This window comes from Ancylomarina longa, assembly GCF_003996985.1.
Lineage (GTDB): Bacteria > Bacteroidota > Bacteroidia > Bacteroidales > Marinifilaceae > Ancylomarina_A > Ancylomarina_A longa.
Genome location: NZ_RJJX01000270.1, coordinates 1 through 409 on the forward strand (window position 1 = coordinate 1; position 409 = coordinate 409).

Consider the following 409-nt stretch of genomic DNA (forward strand, 5'->3'; position numbering starts at 1 on the left):
ACAGCAATCTTTAATGCCGAAGAAGCTGAATATCATTTTCAAGTAAACGAGAATCTTTACCTTGACTCAATAGATTATAAAGTTAAAAAGCGTTCTAAAGAATACAATGCACTTACAAGTGTATTAAAAAGAAATCTCAAAAACCACCTAAAAAATTGCAAAGCAAAATACGCTGAGAAAATCACAAAAAGATATGTAACTGCGTTAAGTCGATTGAAATCAGAGAAACTCCTAAGTGATGTTCCTAAACTCTACGACCAAATACCAGGAATACGGCCAAATTTATTAATTTATCTTTCTGAACTTGGGCATAAGAAGAAGACTAGTGAGGCTGTATTAAATATTATAAAAGACCTAAATGTATATGATGACATTTCATTATTTCAAGTTTGCAGACTTGTTACAGACT

General features: G+C 31.3%; 1 protein-coding gene. It reads left to right on the plus strand.

Features of this window, described 5'->3' with window-relative positions:
• On the plus strand, positions 1-409 hold a 409-nt coding region (locus DLK05_RS17735; protein ID WP_209319971.1), incomplete at both ends, for a hypothetical protein.